We start from the raw sequence: 20,344 nt of genomic DNA, 5'->3' as shown, positions 1-20,344 counted from the left end.
TCCGGTCTAGGATCGATCGCGTGGCGGCCATTTTCTCCCCCAACAAGACGAGCGCTCGGATGCTCGTCGACTATGCCCACAAGCGTTGGCATGCGACCGCTGACGCCGATCGGCTCGCGATGATCTGCGACCTGTTCATCAAGGCACGCAGCTACGGCTTGCTTAACAAGGTCGCGTTCGTTGTCGCCCTGATGTTCGGCCTCGCGGTGTTGATCTGGCCATCGGTGGCGGTGATTACCGGCGACATTGGCTACAGCCGCGAATTCTTTAAATCGGCGATCGTGCAAACGACGATCACCGGCGTCGCCGCGCTCGCCTACGGGATCTACAGCCATTACAAGCGCCAGCAGCTCGCGGTCGAAAACCTGATGCGCTACGTCTTGTTTTCGGGCGACCCGGTGCCGACGATGTTCGAGCGGGTCTCGCGGCAGTTGATGCGCGTCGATGCCGGGTTTAATTTCGGCGAAGAGGCGACAAAGAAGCCAACCCACGCCGCCGAAGAGTGATTGGCCCGCTCGATCCGGCCGCGCTCGAAGCCCTCGCCTCACGCCTCGCCACAATCCTCCACCCTGGCGACGTCGTCGCCCTGTCGGGCGACCTTGGGGCGGGCAAGACAACGTTCGCGCGGGGGGTGCTGCGCGGGCTTGGCTGGAGCGGGGAGGTGCCGTCGCCGTCGTTCACCTTCGTCCAGACTTACGACACCGTCCCGCCGGTCTGGCACGTCGATCTCTACCGGCTCGACTCGGCGGAGGAGGCCGAGGCGCTCGGGCTCGACGACGTCTGGGACACCGCGGCGGTGCTGGTCGAATGGCCCGAGCGGCTCGGCAGTCGCCTGCCCGAAGCGCTTCACTTGCGGCTCGACGGGGCGGGTAACACGACGCGGACCTTGACAGCGACCGTCCCGAAGTCATGGGAGGGGCGATGGCCTCCCCCTCCCAATCGCCAGCGATGATCCCGCCTCTCGCCGCCCCCGCATTCCTTGCGGCGAACGGCTGGGCGGGCGCTGAAATCCGCCCGCTTGCCGGCGATGCCTCGTTCCGCCGCTACTTCCGCATCATCGACGGCGACCGCACGGCGGTGCTGATGGACGCGCCGCCTGCAACCGAAGACAGCCGGCCGTTTCTCGATGTCGGCGGGCATCTCGCCGCGATGGGCTTTTCGGCGCCGCAGCCGATCGGGGTCGATCTCGACGCCGGGCTCGTCCTGCTCGAGGACTTCGGCGACGACCGGTTGACCCCGGTACTCGCCGCCGCGCCCGAGCGCGAAGCGGCAACCTATGCGCAGGCAATCGACCTGCTCGCCGCGCTTCACGTCCAGCCCGCGCCGCCGCTGCCGCCGTACGACGAGTCGGTTATGCTGCGCGAAGCGCGGCTTTTCCCGGAGTGGTATCTGCCCGCGGTCGGGCTTGCCGAGGCCACCGGCTACGACAACGCGTGGCGCGCGACGTGGCCTGGGGTCGTCGCGGCGACGGCCGCGGCTCCGGTGCTCACGCTGCGCGATTATCACGCCGACAATCTGATGCTGCTCGACCGGCCCGGGCTGCTCGGGCTCGGCCTGCTCGACTTCCAGGATGCGCTCGCCGGTCACCCCGCCTACGACCTCGTCTCGCTGCTTCAGGATGCGCGCCGCGACGTGCCGCGCGACCTCGAGGAAGGGATGATCGCGCGCTATGTCGCCGCGAGAGGGATCGACGATGTCGCCGCCTTCCGCGCCGCGTATGAGATCCTCGGAGCGCAGCGGAACACCAAGATCCTCGGCATCTTCACTCGCCTGCGCGACCGTGACGGCCGTCAGGGATATGTCGAGCGGCATCCGCGGATGTGGGGGCTGCTCGACCGTAACTTCGCCCATCCCGCGCTCGCGCCGGTGCGCGACTGGTTCGACGCCAACGTGCCGGCGGCGGCGCGTGCGGAGGCATGGGCATGAGCCGGTTCAGCACCCCGCTCGCGCTGCGGCCCGCAGTCGATGTCATCGTGCCGACGACGGCGATGGTGCTCGCGGCCGGGCTCGGCAAGCGGATGCGGCCGCTGACCGCGACGCGGCCGAAGCCGCTCGTCGAGGTCGCGGGCCGGTCGCTGCTTGACCGTGCGCTCGACCATCTCACCGCTGCCGGCGTCGCGCGCGCGGTGGTCAACGTCCACTATTTCGCCGAGCAGGTCGAAGCGCACCTCGCCAGCCGCGCCGCGCCCGACGTCGTCATTTCCGACGAGCGTGGCAGCCTGCTCGAAACCGGGGGCGGTGTGACCAAGGCGCTGCCGCTGATCGACTGCGACCCGTTCTACGTCATCAACAGCGACAATCTCTGGGTCGACGGCTCGATCGACACGCTGAAGCTGCTCGCGCAGCGATGGGACAGCGAGACGATGGACGCGCTGCTATTGCTCGTGCCGCTGGCGCGCGCGAGCGGTTACGAGGGGCGCGGCGATTTCTACATGAACCCGATGGGGCGGCTGCGGCGGCGCGTCGAGCATCGCGTGGCGCCCTACGTCTTCTCGGGCGTCCAGCTGCTGTCGAAGCGGCTGTTCGAGGGTGAGCCGATCGAGGCGTTTTCGCTCAACCGGGTGTACGACAAGGCGCTGGCGAACGGCCGCCTGTTCGGCGCGGTCCACGGCGGGATGTGGTTCCACGTCGGCACCCCGGCGTCGGTCGGCGAGACCGAAGTGATCCTTGCCGACAGTTAACGTCTTCACGATTCCGCCGCACGTCGCGTTCGTCGATGCGCTCGCGGCGGGACTGCTCGAACGGACAGCAGGCGATCCGATGGCGCTGGCGCGGGCGCAGGTGCTGCTGCCCAACCGTCGTGCGGTCCGGGCGCTGGGCGATGCCTTCGTGCGCTTGTCCGGGGGCGGGCTGCTGCTACCGCGCATGACGCCGATCGGCGATGTCGATGCCGACGAGGCGCTCGGGCATTTCGACGGCGACCTTGCCGCCGACGCCGACCTGCCCCCGGCGATCGATCCGACCAAGCGACGGCTCCTCCTCGCGCAACTCGTCCGGCGATGGCGCGACGGCACGAGCCCGATCACCGCGATCGAGGCGCTGCGGCTCGCCGACCAGCTCGCGGCGGCGTTCGATGCGCTGGCGTTCGAGGAGATCGACCCCGCCGCGCTGACCGGTTTCGCCCCCGACGACATGGCGCACCATTGGGAGGCGACGCTCGCCTTCTTCCGCGTCGTCCTCGACCTGTGGCCGCCGCTGCTCGCAAGCCACGGCGAGATCGACCCGGCGACGCGCAACCGTGCCCTGCTCGACGCGCTCGCCGCGCGGTGGAAGGCGGCCCCGCCGGGGCTCGTCGTCGCTGCGGGGATGGCCGGGGTCGCACCGCCGGTGGCGCGGCTGCTGCGGGTGATCGCGCGGCTGCCGCAGGGGATCGTCGTCCTCCCCGGGCTCGACACCGCGATGAGCGACGACGCGTGGGGGGCGATCCGCTGCCACCTGACCGATAGCGACGCCGACGGTGCCGCCGACCCGGCGCGCAACAGTGAGGAACATCCGCAATTTGCGCTCAAGATGCTGCTCCACCACCTCGACATCGCGCGCGGCGAGGTCGACGACTGGGGCCACGCCACCGCGCTCGACGGGCCTGCCGGGCGCGCGGTCGAGGTCGCCCGAGCGATGGCTCCGGCGGCGTTCACAGGCGACTGGCGGCACACGTCGGTCGACGCGGCGCTGTTCGAGAATGTTCGCGCGGTGATCGCGGCGACCCCCGCAGAGGAGGCTCAGGTGATCGCGCTCGCGCTGCGCCGGACGCTCGACACGCCGGGCAAGACCGCTGCGCTCGTTACCCCCGACCGCGGTCTCGCCCGTCGGGTCGCGGCGCATGTCGCGCGCTGGGGGATCGAGGTCGACGATTCGGCGGGGACGCCGTTGCGGGTGACGCCGCCGGGGGCGCTGCTGCTTGCGCTCGTCGAGGCGGCGGCGCGGGGGTTCACGCCCGTAGCGTTGCTCGCGGTGTTGAAGCATCCGCTGGTCCGGCGCGGCGACGCCCGGCTCGGCTGGCTCGACGCGGTGCGGCGGCTCGACCTCGCGTTGCGCGGCGTCCGGCCGGCACCGGGACTCGACGGGACCGGAGCGCAGGTCGATGCCGAGGACGCGCGGCTGTCGCCGTGGTGGGCCGAGGTCGCGGCGCTGCTCGATCCGCTCGAACGGCTGTTCGCGACGCCGCTCGTCGGTTTTGCCGAGCTTGTCGCGACGCTGCGCGAGGCGGCGCAGGCGTTGTGCGACGACGACCTGTGGGCGCGGCCCGAGGGGCGGGCGCTCGCCCGGCTGGTCGAGGCGCTCGAAACCCACGGCCACCACCTCAATCCGTTCGAGCCGCTCGACGCCCCGGCGCTGATCGCGGCGTTCCTGCTCGAGACCGCGGTGCGCCAGCCGTTCGGCAAGCATCCGCGGTTGGCGATCTATGGGACGCTCGAGGCGCGGCTCCAGCGCGCCGACCTGATGATCCTCGGGGGGATGAATGAAGGCATCTGGCCCGTGCGCCCGGTCCCCGATCCGTGGCTCGCGCCCAAGCTGCGGAGCCACCTGACGCTGCCGTCGCTCGAACGCCGGATCGGGCTCGCCGCGCACGATTTCGTCTCGGCGCTCGGCGGTCCCGAGGTGCTGTTGACGCGTGCTCGGCGCGACGAGGCCGCACCAGCGGTGCCATCACGCTTCTGGCTGCGGCTCCATGCGCTCGCCGGGGCGGCGATTCGCCCCGACGACGAACTGCTCGGTCTCGCCCGCGCGCTCGATGCGGCGCCACCGGTCTCGGCGACACGCCCGGCACCGGCCCCGCCCGCAGCGCTGCGTCCGCGGCGGATCTCGGTGACCGCTGCCGAGCGGCTCAAGGCCGATCCGTACAGTTATTACGCCCAGACGATGCTGCGGCTGAGGGCGCTCGACGCGCTCGACGCCGACGCCAGCGCCGCCGATCGCGGGACCGCGGTCCATTCAATCCTCGAGGAGTGGGTCAAGCGCGGCGCCGCCGACCCCGCGACGCTGCCGCGCTTCACCGAGGCCGAGTTGCTCAAATGGTCGGGGCATCCACTGATGCGTGCGCTTTGGGCGCCGCGCGTGCGGCGGGCGATGGACTGGGTCGCGACAACAATGGCGGCGTGGGAGGCGGAGGGCTGGAGTCCCGCCGCCGCCGAGGCCGATGGCTCGATCGATCTAGCGAATGGGGTCACGCTGCGCGGCAAGGCCGACCGGGTCGACCGCAGCGACACCGGCGCGCTGGCGATCGTCGACTACAAGACCGGGGTCGTGCCGAGCCACGCGCAGGTCGCGGGCGGCTTCGCGCTGCAGATGGGGCTGCTTGGCTGGCTTGCCGAGGAGGGGCGGCTCGCGGGCGTCGACAAGGGGCCGGTCGGGGCGATGCGCTACTGGAAGCTCGGCGGCGGGACCGACCCGGGCAAGGCGAGCGACCCGCTCAAATTCCGCAGCGAGGTGACGATGGCGGTCGACCATATTGCCGCGACCAAGGCGCATTTCCACAAATTGTGCGACGACATGCTGCTCGGGGAAGGGGCGTTCACCGCCAAGCTCCACCCCGAATATGCCAAGGGCAACGACTACGACCAGCTCGCCCGCGTCCTCGAATGGCTCGGGCGGCCGAAGATGGCGGACGTCGCATGAGGGGGCTGCAGCACCTCCTCCCCGTCCAGGCCGATGGCGCGTCGCCGGCGGGAAGCGCGTGGATGTCGGCGTCGGCGGGAACCGGCAAGACGCAGGTGCTGACCGCGCGCGTGCTGCGGCTGCTGCTTGGCGGGTCGCCGCCCGAGCGCATCCTCGCGCTGACCTTCACCAAGGCCGGCGCGGCGGAGATGCAGACGCGCATCTTCGACCGGTTGAGCTCATGGGTCGCGGCGGGGGACAACGAGCTCAAGTCCGACCTTGCCGCGATCCGCGCCGATACCGACCCCGAGACGTGTGCGCGGGCGCGCCAATTGTTCGCGCGCGTGCTCGACGCGAAGGGCGGGCTGCAGGTCCAGACGATCCACGGCTTCGCCCAGTCGCTGCTCGCGAGCTTTCCGCTCGAGGCGGGGATCGCCCCGGGGTTCGCGGCGCTCGACGATCGCTCGGCGCTGGCATTGCGCGGACAGGTCCTCGCCGAGTCGATCGAGCAGGCCGACGACGACGAGTTTCTCGCCGACGTCGCGGCAATGGCGATCGCCAGCGGTGAGGCGCGGCTGGCGACGATCGCGGCGACGCTGATCGCGCATCACGATGCGATTGCGGCGCTGGGCAACCCGCAGGGTTTCGAGCCGAAGCTGCGCCGCGCCTTCGGGCTGCCGGGGGAGGGGAGCCCGGCGGAGGTGCTAGCTAATGGGTTCAGCAAAACTCTGCGAATTGGACTGCTGCGGCTTGCGCATGTGTATCAAGAGCATGGGGGTCAGACCTCGCTCGAGTCAGCTGATACTATGCTGTGGTGGCTCGACACCTCGGTATCAGCACAAGTCGAGCATTTTGATCGACTGCGATCAGTTTTCCACAAGGCTGACGGTGAACGTCGGAAGGTCCTCGTTCCGGGCGGCAAAAAGGCCGATCCTCGCGATATCGAATTGGCCAATTACCTATGCGCGCAAATTACGGTGCTCGCTGAGACTCAGCGGCTGTTGTCTGCGGTCGCCAACGCCGCGCGCCACCTGCGCGTCGGCGCGCGGCTCGGCGGGGCGTATGCGCTCCACAAGCACCGCGCCGGGGTGATCGACTACGACGACATGATCGCGCGCGCGGCGGCGCTGCTTAAGGGCGACGGCGCGAGCGCGTGGGTCCGCTACAAGCTCGACCGGCGGATCGACCACCTGCTCGTCGACGAGGCGCAGGACACCAACGAGGCGCAGTGGGACATCGTCGAGGCGTTGACCGACGAATTCTTCGACGGGGAGGGCGCGCGGGACGTGCAGCGGACGCTGTTCGTCGTCGGCGACTTCAAGCAGGCGATCTTCAGCTTCCAGGGGTCGGACCCGAAGATATTCGAGGGGCGGCAGGGGCATTTCAAGGCGAAGGCCGAGGACGCCGGGCTCGGTTGGAGCGACCTGCCGATGACGCTTTCGTTCCGCTCGACGCCAGCGGTGCTCGAGGTCGTCAACGCGGTGATCGACGACCTCGGCCCCGAGGCGCTCGGCATGAACGAAGGGGTGCTTCCCCACGCCGCGCACCGCGCCGACGCGATCGGCAGCGTGACGCTTTGGCCGCCGCTGGTCCCCGAGGCCGACGAGGAAGTCGTCGATGATGACGCGCCGTGGCTTCCCGCCGCGCAGGTGCTGATGGCGCACAAGCTCGCGCGCCAGATCGCGGCTTGGCTCAATCCCGCGACCGCGCTCGACCTGCCGGCGCGCGGGCGTGCGTGCCGCCCCGAGGACATTCTCGTGCTGGTTCGCAGCCGCGGTGAGTTCGTCGGCGCGCTCGTCGCCGCGCTCCACGACTTCGGGGTGCCGGTCGCGGGGGTCGACCGGCTCCGGCTGACCGCGCCGCTGGCGGTGCAGGATTTGCTCGCGGTGATCCGCTTCGCGCTCCAGCCCGACGACGACCTGACGTGCGCCGCGCTGCTGACCTCGCCGTTCGTCGGGATGAGCCAGGACGATTTGTTCACGCTCGCGCATCCGCGCCGGGGGACCTTGTGGTCGGCGGTCCGCGATGCTGGCGGCGCGGCGAGTGAGTTTCTGTCGGCGGCGCTCGGCCTCGCCGATTTCGCGCCGCCGTACGAGTTCCTCGAGACGATCCTGTCGGGGCCGTTGCAGGGGCGCAGGCGGCTGCTCGGTCGTCTGGGGGCGGAGGCGCGCGACCAGATCGCGGCACTGCTCGGCCAGGCGCTCGCGTTCGAGACGGCGAACGCGCCATCGCTGCAGGGCTTCCTCAGCTGGATCGAGGCCGACGATATCGACCTCAAGCGCGATCCCGACGCCCCCGTCGACGCGGTGCGGATCATGACTGTCCACGGTGCGAAGGGGTTGCAGGCCCCGGTCGTCGTCCTCGCCGACGCGACCAAGGAACTTCCGCGCGACCGCGACGGCCATGTCATGCTCGCGCTCGACGGCTCGGAGCCGGTGCCGGTGTTCCACGGCGGCAAGGCGGGCAAGGTCGGGATCATCGCCGCCGAGGCCGACGCGCGCGCTGCTGCCTCGACCGCCGAGCATTGGCGGCTGCTCTACGTCGCGCTGACCCGGGCCGAGGACCTGCTGTTCATCGGCGGCGCTCTCGCCAAGCCGCGAGGCGACAAGCCCTCCGAAGTGCCGCCTGACAGCTGGTACGCGGCGGTCGACCGCGCGATGACCGCGAACATGCCGCTCGCCGAGGATGCCGACCCGATCTGGGGCTCGGCGCGGGTCCATCGCGCGGGGACGACGGTGACCCCCGAACCGCGCGCCGTGCATGTTCCGGCGAAGATCGTGCTTCCTGATTGGGCGACGTCGCCCGCCGCTCCTGAGGCGCGCCCGCCGCGTCCGCTCAGCCCATCGGCGATCGCCGCCGACGATGTCGCCCAGCCGCCTCCCGGACCGGCGGCGAAGGCGGCGGCGCGACGCGGGCAGCTGCTGCACACCTTGTTCGAGCGGCTGCCGGGGGTTGCGGCGGAGGCTCGCACCGGGGTCGCGGCGGCATGGCTCGCGCGTGCCGCTCCCGATCTGCCCGCCGCCAAGCGCGACGGCATCGCCGCGTGCGCGCTCGATATCATCGCTGCTCCTCGATTTGCAGCGCTGTTTGGCCCCGATGCGCTTGCCGAAGCGCCGATCGCGGCGACGGTCGGCGACATCGTTATCGCCGGCACTGTCGACCGGCTGCTCGTCGGGCCGGACAGCGTTCAGGTGATCGACTTTAAGACCGGGGCGCGGGTTCCCGGCGATGCCGCGTCGGTCGTGCCGTACCACCTCCGCCAGATGGCGGCCTATGCGGCGGCATTGGCGCGGATATTTCCTGACAAGGCGCTCGAGGCGGCGCTGCTTTATACCCACGACGCAACGTTGATCGAACTGCCCGCGGCGCTGCTCGCGGCTCACGCGCCTGGTTGATCACCCCCAAGAAACGCTTGGGCGGCATGCGAGTTGAACGCGGAGCGATCGGCGCTTACCTTCGATCCCGTTATCAGGAGCAGATCATGGCCACCAAGCACGTTACCGACGCCTCGTTCCACAGCGACGTCATCACCTCGGGCCGCCCGGTCCTCGTCGATTTCTGGGCCGAGTGGTGTGGTCCGTGCCGCCAGATCGGTCCCGCGCTCGAGGAGATCAACGACGAACTCGCCGGCGTCGACATCGTCAAGCTCAACATCGACGAGAACCCCGATGCCCCCACCCGCTACGGCGTCCGCGGCATCCCGACGATGATCCTCTTCAAGGACGGCAACGCGGTCGCGACCAAGGTCGGTGCCGCGCCGAAGTCGCACCTCAAAAGCTGGCTCGAGGGTGAGCTCGGCGACGACGCGACGAAGGCGGCTTAAGCCGGACGCAACACCTGTCCCAGCCGCGGGAAATGCACCGCGACGGTCCGGGCATCGGGATCGTCGCGGCGGATCACGATTTCGCGGTCGGATAGCCTGAGCAACTTACCCTCGACCTTGTCGGCCCCCGGGTCCTCGGTTGCTACGGTCACCGGCTGACCCGCGCGGAACCCCGACGCAGCGTCGACCGCCTCGCTCAGGTCGGGGGTCGCGCCGTGCGCCATCGCGAGTGCATCCTGCGCGTCGGACATATGCGGGTTGCCGTGACCGATTGCCTTGACCCGCGCTTCCCACGCGTTAACGTTTGCATAGGGGTCGAGGATCGGCGCGGCGGGGTTGAAGCGGCGCTGGAACCACGCCAGCATGTAAAGCGCGAAGTCGGCGTAGCCCGGCGCGTCGCCACCGATGAAATCGCGACCTGCGAGGCTGTCGTCGAGCCGCGCGATGCCCGCCGTGAACTGTGCCCGACTATGCGGGGCGCGCGCTTTGACGAGGTCGCGCGACAGGCCGAACAGCGCCGCGCGGTCGGCCCAGAAGGCGTCGGGAATCTTGTGGGCGATCGGGGCCATCGCTGCGCCGACCGCGGCGAAGAACATCGGGCCGCCCGCCGTCGCAGCGATAAAGTCGCCAGCACGGCCGAGCGGTTCGGGATACAACGTCGGCCCCGGCAGCGCCTCGATCGCCTGTGCCGCGATCCACGTGTCGCAATAGATATCGGCGTCGATCTGGAGAACGGGGGTCTTGCGATACCCGCCGGTCAGCGGTGTTAGCAGCGGCTTCGGCGCGATGTTGGGGATGATCACCGACCAGTAATCGGCATTCTTGAGCCCGAGCGCGAGCCGCAGAACCTCGCTGAACGGCGACGTCTCGTAATGATGCAGGACGATCGTCACGCGCGCTCTCCCCTTTGGCAGGCCCCGTCTTAGCTGCGGTAGTCGCCGTTGATGCTGATGTAGCCGTGGGTCAGGTCGCACGTCCACACCCGGGCGCGGCCCTGCCCAAGGTGGAGGTCGACGCCGATCTCGATCTCGGTCCCGCTCAGATGGCGCGCGACCGGGGCCTCGTCATAACCGTCGACGACCGCGCCGCGTGTCGCCACCAGCGTCGGGCCGAAGCTGATGTCGAGCCGGTCGCGGTCGGCGGCCTCGCCTGCCTTGCCGACCGCCATGACGACGCGCCCCCAGTTGGCGTCGCCACCGGCGATCGCGGTCTTGACCAGCGGCGAGTTGGCGATGCTCATTGCGACGACCTTCGCGGCGCGGTCGTCCTCGGCGCCTTCGACGGTGACGGTGACGAACTTGGTCGCGCCTTCACCGTCGCGGACGACGAGTTGCGCGAGCTGGCGGCAGACGTCGGTCAGCGCGGCGGCGAAGCCATCGGCTCCCGGATCGTCGACGGCGGAGATCGGCGCATTGCCCGCCGCGCCGGTGGCGAAGGCGAGGACGGTGTCCGACGTCGAGGTGTCGCTGTCGACGGTGATCGCGTTGAAAGTCTGCTCGGTAGCCGCGCTCAACATCGTCTGGAGCAGCGGTGCGGCGACGCTCGCGTCGGTGAAGATGAAGCCGAGCATCGTCGCCATGTCGGGGGCGATCATCCCCGATCCCTTGACGATGCCGCAGACGGTGACTCGCGTCGCGCCGATGAACGCGGTCGCGGTTGCGCCCTTGGCGAAGGTGTCGGTCGTGCCGATCGCGTGGGTCGCGTCCTCGAAGCTCGCGGACCCCAGTGCCGCGTACGCCGCCGCAACCCCGGCGGTCGCCTTGTCGGCGGGGAGGGGCACGCCGATGACTCCGGTCGACGCGGCGAAGACCTCGCCCGAGGTGCAGCCGACCAGCGCGGCCGCGCGGTCGACCTGCGCTTGGCTGGCTTCGCGCCCCGACCGGCCGGTGAAGGCGTTGGAATTGCCGGCGTTTACCACCAGCGCGCGAGCGCTGCCCCCGGTCAACGCCGCGCGGCACCAGTCGACCTCGGGTGACGGGCACTTCGACTTCGTCGTCACCCCCGCGACCGTGGTGCCGGGAGCGAACTCGACCAGCGTGATGTCGGCGCGCGTCCACGCCTTGTACCCCGCCGTCGCGGTGCCGATGCGGACACCTGCGACCGGCGGCATCGCGGGGAAGGGGCGGGCGAGGGGGGAGATCGTTGACATGGCCTGCCCGCTTTGCTGACCTGCGAGCGGGGAGACAAGTGCGATGTTGCTTTTGGCGGGCGCGGCAGCTGTGGCGACGGCGATGATGCCGGTTCCCGTCAAGAAATGGGTCGTCGATATCGATCAGGTTGCTAGGGCTGCGTCGCGGGAGGGGTCCGCGGCGCGAGTCGAGGTGACGATCGATAGCACCGGGCAGCCCGTCCACTGCGAGGTTACGCTGCCGGACAAGGCGGCAGGCTTCAATCGGGCTGCATGCCACGTGCTTATGCGCGGTCCGCGTCTCACCCCAGGTCGCGATGCCGACGGGAATCCAATCGCCGCCGTGTTGCGCTATGACTTCACCAGCACTCCCCTCCGTAATCCGCTCGTGCGTCCCTCGAAGATTAAGGCGGCGCATGACACCGAGGCGAAGCGCGGTCGTGACGCTGGCCAACGAACCGTCGATTTCGCCGTTCCCGTCAGCCGCCTACCCGAACCGGGGAGAATGTTTACCGCCGACCTTGTCCTCCTGATCGATGACACCGGCCGTGTTTCGACCTGTGATGTGGCAACGTCGAGTGGAGCCGTTGAGCTCGATCGGCTCGCGTGCATGCAGCTGCGGGCGACCGCGTTCAACCCCGGGCGCGACGGGCAGGGGCAACCGCTTCGCGCCGTGCGCGAAGTCAGCGTCGGCTTTCTGGCGTCCAGACCGTCGGACTGACCAGAAAGCACCGGCTCCGGGCGATGGTGAATTTGGACTCCGTAAATCGCCGCTTCAGTCACGCGCGCATAGACCGGCACGTCGGAACTGCCCGGTCGGGCCGGGGTTTAACAGGTTCGATTTGTGAGGAGAGATCATCATGAACAAGTTTCTGGCAATCGCGCTTGCCGCTGGCGTGACGCTCGCGGCTGGGACGGCTGCGCAGGCCCGCGACGGCTGCGGTCCCGGCGCATTCCGCGGCCCATACGGCCACTGCCGCCCGATGCGCGGGCCGGTCGTCGTCGCACCCGGCCTGGTTATCGGCAATTACTACCATGGCCGCGGCTATTGGGATGGACAGCGATACTGGCATAATCGCGATCGCTGGCGCGGTGGCTGGCGGTACCGCTAAGCCACAGAGAATTCGAATTAGCCGGGTGGCCGCAGCGTTATTGACCCGCTGCGGCCACTTTGCTGTCTGTCGCCCTGGGGAGAATGTCATGCCGTTAACGATGATCGTGGGTGCTTTGCTCGGGGCCATGCCGGTCCCGCAATTCACGCCGAAGATGCTCGACGTCTCGCAGGCGTCGGTGCTCGCGGCCACCACCGCACCGATGGTGACGTGGGTCGACATGTTCATCGATACGTCGGGACGGGTCAGCCGCTGCACGGTTGCGGTGTCGAGCGGGTCGTCGTTGGTCGACAAGGTTGCGTGCGAGCGGGCCGGCCGGGTTGCCCGATTTACGCCCGCCCGCGACGAGGCCGGCCAGCTGATCGCCGCGCGGGTTCGACAGAGCTTCGCTGTCAATCGCGCCCTGCCGGTTTCCGATGTCGACTTCGCGATGACAGTCGATCGCGCGCCGCCGGGAGCCGTCACCGACCTGCGCATCGTCGCCGACCCGACGGGCAAGGTTCAAACCTGCGCGGTCGCCGCGTCGAGCGGGGTGTTGCAACTCGACCGGCTTGCATGCGGGGCGGTGAGCGACCTCGTGCGGCCCGTGGTGCGCGATGCGTCGGGCAGCCCGGTCCGGGCGGTATCGCTCCTCAGCGTCGGCTTCGCCACGGGCCCGGTAACCGTAAAATAGCCAAGGTGTGCGCCGGCCGCCTGAATTGACTAAGCGGGTGCCGCTCCCTATGTCCCGCCGGTCCCGGTAGAGCGCGCCAGCGCCCCGGATTACGGTTAGGGTTCCCATGTTTGCAGGCATCGCGAAGCGCATCTTCGGCTCGTCGAACGAGCGCTACGTTCGCTCGCTCGCGCCGCTGGTTGCCAAGATCAACAGCCACGAGCCGAGCATCTCGGCGATGTCCGACGCCGCGCTCCAGGCGCAGACCGCGGCGTTCCGCGCGCGGCTGACGGCGGGCGAGACACTCGACGACGTTCTTCCCGAAGCCTTCGCCACCGTCCGCGAAGCCGCCAAGCGCGCGCTCGGCCAGCGCCATTACGATGTCCAGATGATCGGCGGCATCGTCCTCCACCGCGGCGAGATCGCCGAGATGCGGACCGGCGAGGGCAAGACGCTCGTCGCTACGCTCGCGGTCTATCTCAATGCCTTGGAAGGCAAGGGCGTCCACGTCGTCACCGTCAACGACTATCTCGCGTCGCGCGACGCCGAGTGGATGGGCCGCGTCTACGGCTTTCTCGGCATGAGCATCGGCGTCATCGTCCCCAACCTCGACGATGCGACCCGCCGCGAGGCGTATGCCGCCGACATCACCTACGGCACGAACAACGAATTCGGCTTCGACTATCTGCGCGACAACATGAAGTACGCGCGCGAGGCTATGGTCCAGCGGCCGTTCAACTTCGCGGTCACCGACGAGGTCGATTCGGTGCTGATCGACGAGGCGCGGACCCCGCTGATCATCTCCGGCCCGACCGACGACAAGTCCGAGCTGTACATGCAGGTCGATGCCGTGGTGAAGCTGTTCAAGACCGAAGACGTCGAGATCGACGAGAAGCAGAAGCAGGTCATTCTCACCGAGAATGGCACCGAGATCGCCGAGCGCGCGCTTGAAGCCGCCGGGCTGCTCGAGGGCGAGAACCTGTACGATTACGAGAACACCCAGGTCGTCCACCACCTCAACCAGGCGCTCCGCGCCAACATGATCTACCGGCGCGACACCGACTACATAGTCCGCGACGGCAAGGTCATCATCATCGACGAATTCACCGGGCGGATGATGGACGGGCGGCGCTGGGCGGAGGGGCTGCATCAGGCGGTCGAGGCCAAGGAAGGCGTCGACATCATGCCCGAGAACCAGACGCTCGCGTCGATCACCTTCCAGAATTACTTCCGGCTCTACCCCAAGCTTGGCGGCATGACGGGCACGGCGGCAACCGAAGCGGCCGAGTTCTTCGACATCTATAAGCTGAACGTCGTCGAGATCCCGACCAACCTGCCGGTCCAACGCAAGGACGTCGACGACGAATTCTACAAGAACGCCGAGGAGAAGTTTAAGGCGATCGTCAAGACGATCCGCGAAGCCAAGGAACGCGGCCAGCCGATCCTCGTCGGCACCGTCTCGATCGAGAAGAGCGAATTGCTCAGCGAATTCCTCAAGAAGGAACAGGTCGAGCACGTCGTCCTCAACGCGCGCTACCACGAGCAGGAAGCGCACATCGTAGAGCAGGCCGGGCGCATCGGCGCGGTGACGATCGCGACCAACATGGCTGGGCGCGGCACCGACATCCAGCTCGGCGGGAATTACGAGGCGCGATACATTCGCGAACTCGACGGCGTCGAAGGTGACGAGCGCGTCGCCGCGATGGCGCGGATCAAGGCCGAGGTGCTCGCCGAGCGCGAGGCGGTGCGCCAGGTCGGCGGGCTGTTCGTCCTCGGGACCGAACGCCACGAGAGCCGCCGCATCGACAACCAGCTACGCGGACGTTCGGGGCGGCAGGGCGACCCCGGCCTCAGCCGCTTTTATCTCAGCCTCGATGACGATTTGCTCCGCATCTTCGGTCAGCAGAACATGCTCGCCCGGATGATGAACAACGGTCTTGAGGAGGGTGAGGCGATCATCCACCCGTGGATCTCGAAGGCGATCGAGACCGCGCAGAAGAAGGTCGAGGCGCGGAACTACGATCAGCGCAAGAATGTCGTCCAGTACGACGACGTGATGAACGACCAGCGCAAGGTGGTCTACGACCAGCGCGCGGACATCATGGATTCCGAGGCGGTCGGCGACGTCGTCCTCGACATGCGCCACGAAACGGTCAACGCGCTCGTCGGCCTCCATTGCCCGCCGAACACCTATCCAGAACAATGGGACGTCACCGCGCTCGATGAGGCGGTTCGTTCGACGCTCGGACTCGATGTCGATGTCACCGAGTGGGTCAAGGAAGACGCCGTCGACCAGGAGATGTTCGTCGACCGGCTGATCACGGCGTCGGACAAGGCGATGGGCGACAAGTCCGCTGCCGTCCCGCACGACTCGTGGATCCAGATCGAGAAGAACTTCCTCCTCCAGGCGCTCGATCATCACTGGAAGGAGCATCTGGCGACGCTCGACGCGCTGCGGCAGGTCATCCACCTCCGCGCCTATGCGCAAAAGACCCCGCTCAACGAGTATAAGTCGGAGGCGTTCGCGCTGTTCGAGCGGATGCTGACGACGGTCCGCGAGGACGTTACCCGCATGCTCGCCAACGCGCGCTTCGAGATGGAGCCCGAGGCGTATGCGCCGCCGCAGCCGAGCTTCGTCACCACCCACGTCGACCCGCTGACCGGGTTCAGCGACGCCTTCGGGCCAATGGGCAACCTGCCGTCGGCGCAGCTCGACATCGCTCGCAGCGCCGCGGCGGCATTCAGCGATATCGACGAGACAACGCGCGCCGATTGGATGGCAACGACCTCGCGCAACGCGCCGTGCCCGTGCGGGTCGGGCAAGAAGTTTAAGCACTGCCACGGCACGATCTAGGCCAAATATCGGGGGGCATATGACGCGCGCGACGACGATCGTATCGGCCATAGCAGCGTCATTGCTGCTGGCGGCGTGCTTCCTCATCCCCGGCAAGTTCGCTTCGACGCTCGACGTCAAGCGCGATGGCGCGTTCACCTTCGCCTATAAGGGCGAGATCGTTCTCGTCACGCCCGCGTCACTCAGGCAGCCGACGCCGCCCGATACTGTGCTGCCGACGTGCTTTGGACCGGTGCCGGGCGCTCCCTCCGTGCCGCCGCAGCAGCCGGGGCAGGGGCCCAATGTGGCGATGCGCACCTTCCGCTCGGGGCAGCGACCGTGCACCCCCGAGGAGACCGCCAAGCGCACCGCCGATGCTGTGGCGACTCGCCAGCGCGAAGGCGAGCAGATGGCGAAGATCATCGGTATGGACCCGAGCAACGATTCGGCGATGCGCGATTATGCGGTGCAGCTTAGCAAACAGGCCGGATGGCGATCGGTGACGTATCGCGGGAATGGCGTGTTCGAAGTCGACTTTGAACAGTCGGGGCGACTCGACCGCGATTTCGTCTTCCCGCTGCTCCCGAAGTCGAGCGTGATCGTGCCCTTTGTCGTTATCCGCAAGCGCAGCGACGGCGGCGTGCTGGTCAGCGCACCGGGCTACCGCAGCGCTCCGGCCGAAGCATTTATGAAGGGCATAAGGGCCGAAACCGGAACCGCGACCAAGCCGCTCGCGCCGCCAGCCAACGGTCCGCAGGGTAGCTTTATAATCACGAGCGACATCGTGCCTTTGACCAACAACACCGAAGACGGACCTAGCCGCAACGGTAGTCGCACCCGCCTGACCTGGTCGGTTACGCCGGGCAGCGACAAGATTCCCGAGACACTGATCCCGCTCGGACATTAGGCGCGCGGCCTACGCCGGGGAGGGTTTACAGTCGAGCGGTCGATCGTGCGCGGACTCTAAAAACCGTTGACCTGCAGCGGTCGTAGCGCCTATAGGCCGCCTTCGCTCGCGGGCCGGTGTCAGGTGCAATTCCTCGATTCTGACTTGTCCGGGCATAGGAACGACAGGCTGAGCTGTGCGCGGAGGGTCCTGGCAACAGGGCCGACCGCGCTTATGCCGTGAGGGCGGTTCAGGCCTGGAGTAGGAATGGCAGCGATGCCGTTACCGAACAGCAGGAAGACCACGAAGACGATGCCGACGATTAACCAGTTGATCCGCAAGGGGCGTACCCCTCAGCGCGTCCGCGAGACCGCGCCTGCGATGGAAGAATGCCCGCAGAAGCGCGGCGTTTGCACCCGCGTTTACACGACGACTCCGAAGAAGCCGAACTCGGCGCTTCGCAAGGTCGCCAAGATTCGCCTCACCAATGGCTTCGAAGTCATCGGCTACATCCCCGGCGAACGGCACAATCTGCAGGAGCACTCGGTGGTCCTGATTCGCGGCGGCCGCGTCAAGGATCTTCCCGGCGTGCGCTACCACGTCCTGCGCGGTGTCCTCGACACCCAGGGCGTCAAGGATCGCAAGCAGAGCCGGTCGAAGTACGGCGCGAAGCGCCCGAAGTAAGGATAGATAGATGGCCCGTCGTCGTCGCCCAGAGAAGCGCGAAATTCTCCCCGATCCCCGTTTCGGTGATCTCATCCTTTCCAAGTTCATGAACCTCGTGATGTACGAGGGGAAGAAGTCGACCGCCGAGTCGATCGTCTACAACGCCCTCGACACCGTCGAGGCGAAGACCCGGCGCGAGCCGATTGGCGTGTTCCACGACGCGCTGGCGAACGTGAAGCCGGGCATCGAGGTCCGCAGCCGCCGCGTCGGCGGTGCGACCTACCAGGTGCCGGTCGAGGTTCGTCCCGAGCGCTCGCAGGCGCTGGCGATCCGCTGGCTGATCTCGGCGGCGCGCAACCGCTCCGAGCACACGATGGCTGCCCGCCTTTCGGGTGAACTGGTCGACGCCGCCAACAATCGCGGCACCGCGGTCAAGAAGCGCGAAGATTCGCACCGGATGGCCGAAGCCAACCGCGCCTTCTCGCACTACCGTTGGTAGTCGGACCCGTCTGGAGTATTTGAGATGGCCCGTACCACGCCCCTGAACATGTACCGTAACATCGGTATCATGGCGCACATCGACGCCGGTAAGACGACGACGACCGAGCGTATCCTGTATTACACCGGCAAGTCCTACAAGATCGGCGAAGTGCACGAAGGCACGGCGACGATGGACTGGATGGAGCAGGAGCAGGAGCGCGGGATCACCATCACGTCCGCCGCAACGACGTGCTTCTGGAACGACCACCGCATCAACATCATCGACACGCCCGGCCACGTCGACTTCACCATCGAAGTCGAGCGTTCGCTGCGCGTCCTTGACGGTGCGGTTGCGTGCTTCGATGGCGTTGCCGGGGTCGAGCCGCAGTCGGAGACCGTCTGGCGGCAGGCCGACAAGTACAAAGTTCCGCGGATGTGCTTTGTCAACAAGCTCGACCGCACCGGCGCGAACTTCGACCGCTGCGTCGCAATGATCAAGGACCGCCTCGGTGCGCGTCCGGCGGTGCTGTATCTCCCGATCGGCCTCGAAGGTGACTTCGTCGGCCTCGTCGACCTCGTCGAGAACCGCGCGATCGTCTGGCTCGAAGAGAGCCTCGGCGCGAAGTTTGAATACAAGGAGATTCCGGAGAATCTCAAGGAAGCCGCTGCGATCGCTCGCTCGGAACTGATCGAGATGGCGGTCGAGCAGGACGACGCCCTTATGGAGTCGTATCTCGAAGGCACCGAGCCGACGACGGCGGAACTCAAGGCATTGATTCGCAAGGGCACGCTGGCGTTCGCCTTCGTTCCTGTGCTGTGCGGCTCGGCGTTCAAGAACAAGGGCGTCCAGCCTCTGCTCGACGCCGTCGTCGACTACATGCCGTCGCCGCTCGACATTCCGCCGATGCACGGCATCAACATGAAGGACGAGGACGAGATCCGCGAAGCTTCGGATGACGCCGCGTTCAGCGCGCTCGCCTTCAAGATCATGACCGACACCTTCGTCGGCACGCTCACCTTCGCCCGCATCTATTCGGGCAAGCTCGAGGCGGCGTCGATGGTGCTCAACTCGGTCAAGGACAAGAAGGAAAAGATTGGGCGCATGCTCCTGATGCATGCCAACAACCGCGAGGACATCAAGGAAGCCTATGCCGGCGACATCGTCGCGCTGGTCGGCCTCAAGGACGTCACCACGGGTGACACGCTGTGCGCGCCGTTGAAGCCGATCATCCTCGAGCGGATGGAATTCCCCGAGCCGGTCATCGAGGTTGCAGTCGAGCCGAAGACCAAGGCCGACCAGGAGAAGATGGGCATCGCGCTCAACCGTCTCGCGCAGGAAGATCCGTCGTTCCGCGTGTCTTCGGACAACGAAAGCGGCCAGACGATCATTAAGGGGATGGGTGAGCTCCATCTCGAAATTCTCGTCGACCGCATGCGCCGCGAGTTCAAGGTCGAGGCCAATGTCGGCGCGCCGCAGGTGGCGTACCGCGAATCACTCGCCCGCAAGGTTGACGTCGATTACACCCACAAGAAGCAGTCGGGCGGCTCGGGTCAGTTCGGCCGGATCAAGTTTTCGGTTGAGCCCGGCGAGCGCGGTTCGGGCGTTATCTTCCTCGACGAGGTCAAGGGCGGAAACATTCCAAAGGAGTATATTCCTTCGGTCGAGAAGGGCATTCGTGAAATTGCATCAACGGGTTCGCTGATCGGCTTCCCGATCATCGACTTCACCGCGCGGCTTTATGATGGTGCCTACCATGACGTCGACTCGTCGGCGCTCGCGTTCGAGATCACCGGTCGCGGCGGTATGCGCGAAGCCGCCGTCAAGGCCGGCATCAAGCTTCTCGAGCCGGTGATGAAGGTAGAGGTCGTTACCCCGGAGGACTTCATGGGTGACGTCATCGGCGACCTGAACAGCCGTCGCGGCCAGATTCAGGGCACCGACAGCCGCGGTAATGCGCAGGTCATCGAGGCGCAGGTGCCGCTGGCGAACATGTTCGGATACGTCAACCAGCTCCGCTCGATGAGCCAGGGCCGGGCGCAGTATTCGATGCAGTTCAGCCATTACGAAGAAGTGCCGTCGAACGTCGCCGAGGAAATCAAGGCGAAGATGGCCTAAAGCCAGCCGGCGAGATTCTGGCTGCTTTACATTTTCGGACGCAGAAACTAGAC

Annotated in this window: 17 protein-coding genes; 15 read left to right on the top strand and 2 right to left on the bottom strand. The window is 67.5% G+C overall.

The window, feature by feature from the left end; genetic code table 11:
* Positions 1-20: 20 nt before the first annotated feature.
* The 7 genes from KZX46_RS19860 (at position 21) to trxA (ending at position 9,418) form a co-directional block, all read left to right on the top strand.
* Positions 21-506: a hypothetical protein gene (locus KZX46_RS19860; RefSeq protein ID WP_219775389.1), complete on the top strand. Its 486-nt coding sequence runs from the start codon at positions 21-23 to the stop codon at positions 504-506.
* Positions 503-952 (top strand): tRNA (adenosine(37)-N6)-threonylcarbamoyltransferase complex ATPase subunit type 1 TsaE, encoded by a 450-nt coding sequence (gene tsaE, locus KZX46_RS19855; protein WP_226896069.1) that lies wholly within the window; start codon positions 503-505, stop codon positions 950-952. Before KZX46_RS19860 ends, tsaE begins: the two co-directional genes overlap by 4 nt.
* Positions 949-1,926: an aminoglycoside phosphotransferase family protein gene (locus KZX46_RS19850; protein ID WP_219777111.1), complete on the top strand. Its 978-nt coding sequence runs from the start codon at positions 949-951 to the stop codon at positions 1,924-1,926. Before tsaE ends, KZX46_RS19850 begins: the two co-directional genes overlap by 4 nt.
* Positions 1,923-2,681: a nucleotidyltransferase family protein gene (locus KZX46_RS19845; protein WP_219775388.1), complete on the top strand. Its 759-nt coding sequence runs from the start codon at positions 1,923-1,925 to the stop codon at positions 2,679-2,681. Before KZX46_RS19850 ends, KZX46_RS19845 begins: the two co-directional genes overlap by 4 nt.
* A complete protein-coding gene (gene addB / locus KZX46_RS19840; RefSeq protein WP_219775387.1) occupies positions 2,668-5,616 on the top strand; it encodes a double-strand break repair protein AddB in 2,949 nt (982 codons plus the stop codon). Before KZX46_RS19845 ends, addB begins: the two co-directional genes overlap by 14 nt.
* Positions 5,613-8,990, top strand: a complete 3,378-nt coding sequence (gene addA / locus KZX46_RS19835; RefSeq protein ID WP_219775386.1) for a double-strand break repair helicase AddA — start codon at positions 5,613-5,615, stop codon at positions 8,988-8,990. Before addB ends, addA begins: the two co-directional genes overlap by 4 nt.
* 86 nt (positions 8,991-9,076) lie before the next feature.
* Positions 9,077-9,418, top strand: a complete 342-nt coding sequence (gene trxA, locus KZX46_RS19830) for a thioredoxin (protein ID WP_219775385.1) — start codon at positions 9,077-9,079, stop codon at positions 9,416-9,418.
* On the opposite strand, the gene KZX46_RS19825 is transcribed toward trxA, so the two are convergent.
* Positions 9,415-10,311 (bottom strand): glutathione S-transferase family protein, encoded by an 897-nt coding sequence (locus KZX46_RS19825; RefSeq protein WP_219775384.1) that lies wholly within the window; start codon positions 10,309-10,311, stop codon positions 9,415-9,417. The two genes, trxA and KZX46_RS19825, sit on opposite strands and share 4 nt — an antisense overlap.
* A 29-nt stretch (positions 10,312-10,340) precedes the next feature.
* A complete protein-coding gene (argJ, locus tag KZX46_RS19820) occupies positions 10,341-11,567 on the bottom strand; it encodes a bifunctional glutamate N-acetyltransferase/amino-acid acetyltransferase ArgJ (protein ID WP_219775383.1) in 1,227 nt (408 codons plus the stop codon).
* A gap of 43 nt (positions 11,568-11,610) precedes the next feature.
* Between argJ and KZX46_RS19815 the strand changes: the two genes are divergently transcribed.
* From KZX46_RS19815 to fusA, 8 genes are all read left to right on the top strand, one after another.
* Complete coding sequence (locus tag KZX46_RS19815) at positions 11,611-12,267, top strand: energy transducer TonB (protein ID WP_219775382.1); 657 nt, start codon at positions 11,611-11,613, stop codon at positions 12,265-12,267.
* A 139-nt stretch (positions 12,268-12,406) separates the two neighbouring features.
* Positions 12,407-12,658, top strand: a complete 252-nt coding sequence (locus KZX46_RS19810) for a GCG_CRPN prefix-to-repeats domain-containing protein (RefSeq protein ID WP_216708521.1) — start codon at positions 12,407-12,409, stop codon at positions 12,656-12,658.
* A gap of 88 nt (positions 12,659-12,746) precedes the next feature.
* Positions 12,747-13,331 (top strand): energy transducer TonB, encoded by a 585-nt coding sequence (locus KZX46_RS19805; protein WP_216708522.1) that lies wholly within the window; start codon positions 12,747-12,749, stop codon positions 13,329-13,331.
* Between the two features lie 106 nt (positions 13,332-13,437).
* On the top strand, positions 13,438-16,164 hold the full coding sequence (gene secA / locus KZX46_RS19800; RefSeq protein WP_219775381.1) for a preprotein translocase subunit SecA: 2,727 nt from the start codon (positions 13,438-13,440) through the stop codon (positions 16,162-16,164).
* Positions 16,165-16,183: 19 nt separating this feature from the next.
* A complete protein-coding gene (locus KZX46_RS19795) occupies positions 16,184-17,050 on the top strand; it encodes a hypothetical protein (RefSeq protein ID WP_219775380.1) in 867 nt (288 codons plus the stop codon).
* 291 nt (positions 17,051-17,341) lie between these two features.
* A complete protein-coding gene (gene rpsL / locus KZX46_RS19790; RefSeq protein WP_174277159.1) occupies positions 17,342-17,713 on the top strand; it encodes a 30S ribosomal protein S12 in 372 nt (123 codons plus the stop codon).
* A gap of 10 nt (positions 17,714-17,723) precedes the next feature.
* Positions 17,724-18,194 (top strand): 30S ribosomal protein S7, encoded by a 471-nt coding sequence (gene rpsG, locus KZX46_RS19785; protein ID WP_216708525.1) that lies wholly within the window; start codon positions 17,724-17,726, stop codon positions 18,192-18,194.
* Positions 18,195-18,218: 24 nt separating this feature from the next.
* A complete protein-coding gene (gene fusA, locus KZX46_RS19780; RefSeq protein ID WP_219775379.1) occupies positions 18,219-20,291 on the top strand; it encodes an elongation factor G in 2,073 nt (690 codons plus the stop codon).
* Positions 20,292-20,344 lie beyond the last annotated feature (53 nt).

The sequence above is a fragment of the Polymorphobacter sp. PAMC 29334 genome (assembly GCF_019431245.1).
Taxonomy (GTDB): Bacteria; Pseudomonadota; Alphaproteobacteria; order Sphingomonadales; family Sphingomonadaceae; genus Polymorphobacter_B; species Polymorphobacter_B megasporae.
Note: the sequence above shows the minus strand (reverse complement) of the source record. Positions and strands in the feature narration are given on the sequence as shown.